This is a genomic window from Bradyrhizobium sp., from assembly GCF_049586575.1.
In the GTDB taxonomy this organism is placed as follows: domain Bacteria; phylum Pseudomonadota; class Alphaproteobacteria; order Rhizobiales; family Xanthobacteraceae; genus Bradyrhizobium.
The window spans coordinates 1-2,654 of record NZ_JBAVCF010000750.1 but is presented as its reverse complement, the minus strand read 5'-3'; the positions used below and the strand labels follow the sequence as shown (position 1 = coordinate 2,654).

The window sequence follows — 2,654 nt, the reverse complement described above, 5'->3', positions numbered from 1 at the left end:
CTCCAACTTTCCTTGGTCCGCAGATTGGTGGTCCGGTAGACGCGGCCGCGGATGTCGCCCGGACATTCCTTCGGCACCTCGACAAGGCACATATTGACCTTGTCGAAGACCTGGGAGTGCACAATGGGGTTCTCCCGGCGCATCGACACTTGAACGCCCGAATTGGAGAACCTGACGATGGTGCCGGGATCGGAGCCTTTCTTGGCGCGGGGCGTCAAGTCCTCGCCATAACGATCGGTAATCGAGGTGATGGTGGTCTCGTCGCATTCCCCGACTTTGCGCGGCAGCTTCGAGATGCGTTCGGTATTCGGCAAATCCTCGTCATCCACCGGATCGGGCGCCGGCGACCACTTGTCGGGCGGCGCACTTCCGGGATTCGGCCGCTCGGCGGGCGCCGGGTTACGCTCAGCGTACGAGGAAAGAAAACCGGGTTGCGAGCAGGCGGCAACGGCAAAGAGCGGCAACAATCCCAACAGACGAAGGCTATTCATCGTTTTTAGTTTCGGCATTACTTCGCAAAACGGTAGGCGCCGCCCTTCTCGATCGAGCGCTGAAAGGCCGGCCTTGCATGCATGCGCGCCAGCCATGCGCGCAGATTGGAGAACGGTCCGAGCCTGTTGAACACGTCGGCCATCTCGCCGACAAAACTCATCTGGATGTCTGCGCCCGTCAGCGATTGGCCTACGAAGAACTCTCTGCCCTTGAGCGCGCCATCGACAAAGCCGAGATGATTGGCAATCTCGCTGTCGATGCGCGGATGCAGCGGGCTGCCTGCTTCCTTCAACCTGGAAACATAGAGGTGGAGCATCAGGGGCAGCATGGCGGAGCCTTCGGCGTAATGCAGCCATTCATTGTAGGTCTCGTACTGCGGCGTTCCGGCCTTGGGCATCATCTTGCCGTCGCCATAGGTACGAATGAGATAATCGACGATAGCGCCGGATTCGGCGATTTTAAGATCGCCGTCCGTGATGACAGGCGATTTGCCGAGCGGGTGGATCTCCTCCAGCTCCGGCGGCGAGAGCCGCGTCTTGGCGTCGCGCTGGTAGCGCTTCATCTCGTAGGGCGTCCCAAGCTCCTCCAATAGCCACAGGATCCGCTGCGAACGGGAGTCGTTCAGATGATGAAGGGTGAGCATGTCCGGCCTCTGTAAGCATCTACGCTGGTGACAGAGCTTTATCAGAGGTGACGGCAAAAAGGCAGTCAGCCTTGGGCGACCATTCCGCTCGCGGCTCGGTCGCAAAGGTCTCGTGCGATCAATGAATTGGCTGGCCCCGCTAATCCGGTCCTATAGCCCGGTATAGCCGGCCTTGACCGAGTTGCTCGAACCATCGAGCTCGCGCAGGTAAGTGAGCCCGCACACCGTCAGCCGGTGCATGTCCTTCTCGCCCGCCTCAAACAGGGTCGTGACATATTCGGTCACCTTGGCGCGCGCCTCGGCGCTGGCCGTAGCCGAGCGGTTCAACAGAAGTTCATATGTCATCATGATACGGTCGATGGCGGCTTCCATGGATCCCTCGCGTTTGGGTGAATCTGGATTTGATCTGTCAGGCGTCTTCGTTTTCCAGCGCTTCGAACCTGGTGATCGCCTTGTTGGCCAGTCTGATCTTGTTGAACTCGCCGCGCTCGAACAGTTGCACGATGATCGTCAGCAATTGCTCGTCGGTCGCAAAACTGTCGACGATGGCGCCGGTCCGGCACAGGTAGTCGGCGGCGATCGCATAGGCGTCGCTGACCACCCCGACATTCATGACCCGTAGTCCGCGCTCGACGAGCATTATCGTTCTCCGATACGCACCGATAAGCCCGTTCGCCCACGAAAGTTCCATTTCGGCGGGCCTGAAATCGCCACAAAAAAGAAAAAGCGCACCGGTCCGGAAAAATCCGAACCAGTACGCTGATGGGGGAAGTGTCTCGTAGATCGTTGCGGCTGCCGGTCTTCTTAAACGGCCGGCTTGGCCAAAACAGAACTCAGAGCCGATAGAGGATCTGGTCGGTCCAGAACCGCTCGAGGCGATGCAGCGACTTGTTCAGGGTCGCAAATTCCTCGTTCGAGATGCCGCCGACCTGTTCCACGGTCTTGACATGCTTCTGATAGAGAGCGTCGACGATGCGGCGGATTTCCTGGCCCTGCGGGGTCAGGCGAATGCGAACCGAACGGCGATCGACGCGCGAACGCTGGTGGTCGAGGAAGCCGAGCTCGACCAGCTTCTTCAGATTGTAGGAGACGTTGGAGCCGAGATAATAGCCGCGGGTGCGCAGCTCGCCGGCGGTCAATTCCTTGTCGCCGATGTTATAGAGCAAGAGCGCCTGCACCGAATTGATGTCGGCGCGGCCGCGACGATCGAATTCATCCTTGATGACATCGAGCAGCCGGCGATGCAGCCGCTCCACCAACGTCAGCGCTTCAAGATAGAGCGGCTGAACCGGAGTTTGCCCCGGAGCGCGCTCGACGGCGTCCACCGCCGTTGCAACGGCTTTCATCATGACACTTCCCCTGTTGTCGTCTTAGCGACTTATTCGACGAAACTTTTGTCCCGCCTGATAGCTTCAACTTAAGGGGTGCGTTTGAAGATCAGCTTAAATAAGAGAATAAAGAGATCATGAATTTAAGACAGTGAATCGCGGATTAAGCCTGCAATACAAGGGCTTTTTGC

General features: G+C 58.5%; 5 protein-coding genes. All 5 read right to left on the bottom strand.

The annotated features are described in order from the left end of the window. The coding region (locus WB528_RS27075) for a hypothetical protein (protein WP_423892416.1) at window positions 1–491 on the bottom strand (491 nt) is incomplete at its 3' end. A 17-nt stretch (window positions 492–508) separates the two neighbouring features. Continuing rightward, window positions 509–1,135: a glutathione S-transferase family protein gene (locus WB528_RS27070; protein WP_423892415.1), complete on the bottom strand. Its 627-nt coding sequence runs from the start codon at window positions 1,133–1,135 to the stop codon at window positions 509–511. 150 nt (window positions 1,136–1,285) lie between these two features. Beyond that, complete coding sequence (locus tag WB528_RS27065) at window positions 1,286–1,507, bottom strand: hypothetical protein (RefSeq protein ID WP_423892414.1); 222 nt, start codon at window positions 1,505–1,507, stop codon at window positions 1,286–1,288. Window positions 1,508–1,544: 37 nt separating this feature from the next. Next, the gene (locus WB528_RS27060) at window positions 1,545–1,775 is read right to left on the bottom strand and encodes a hypothetical protein (protein WP_423892413.1); all 231 of its coding nucleotides are present in this window, start codon (window positions 1,773–1,775) and stop codon (window positions 1,545–1,547) included. Between the two features lie 193 nt (window positions 1,776–1,968). Further along, the gene (gene ldtR / locus WB528_RS27055; protein WP_423892412.1) at window positions 1,969–2,484 is read right to left on the bottom strand and encodes a transcriptional regulator LdtR; all 516 of its coding nucleotides are present in this window, start codon (window positions 2,482–2,484) and stop codon (window positions 1,969–1,971) included. Between the last annotated feature and the right edge of the window lie 170 nt (window positions 2,485–2,654).